This window comes from Streptomyces chattanoogensis, from assembly GCF_001294335.1.
Taxonomy (GTDB): domain Bacteria; phylum Actinomycetota; class Actinomycetes; order Streptomycetales; family Streptomycetaceae; genus Streptomyces; species Streptomyces chattanoogensis.
Genome location: NZ_LGKG01000061.1, coordinates 1 through 481, shown reverse-complemented (window position 1 = coordinate 481; position 481 = coordinate 1). Strand labels below are relative to the sequence as shown.

Here is a 481-nt window from a genome sequence, read left to right as displayed (position 1 = left end):
ACTCGACCGTGGTCTGCTCCGCCGCCTTCACGTCGCGGCCCTTCGAGGCGTTCGCGGGCAGGACCTCGACCGCGGTGTCGGCCCGGTCCGCGGCGATGAGCTGGACGCGTCCGGCGGGGATGCCCAGGACGGCGGCGATCGGGGCGGGGGTGTCGAACTTCTGCATCATGCTCTCCGTTGGCTTGCGGTTCGTTGTTTCCTGATGCTGGAAACGCTACGTTGCTTTCTAAATCTATGCAACGAATCTTTTGCTTAGGATCTGCATTTCTGCAGGTAGATGCGCAATAATCATTGCAACGCTCTCTCGCTTAACGCAACGATGAACAGTCGATCGTTGCAATGCATTGAAGGTGAACGCTATGGTGGAGGCGTCAAGGAACATCGAGCAGCACCATGGGGCGCCCGTGGGGCATGAAGGGGGTCGTGATGCCGGGAGGCAGGCTCACCCAGCAGGAGCGCCAGCAGATCGCGGTGGGGCTGG

1 pseudogene is annotated in these 481 nt (G+C 61.3%); it reads right to left on the bottom strand.

Annotated elements, in window-relative coordinates:
- A pseudogene (locus ADL29_RS46810) lies at positions 1-166 on the bottom strand (DUF4097 family beta strand repeat-containing protein); the annotation flags it as partial.
- Positions 167-481 lie beyond the last annotated feature (315 nt).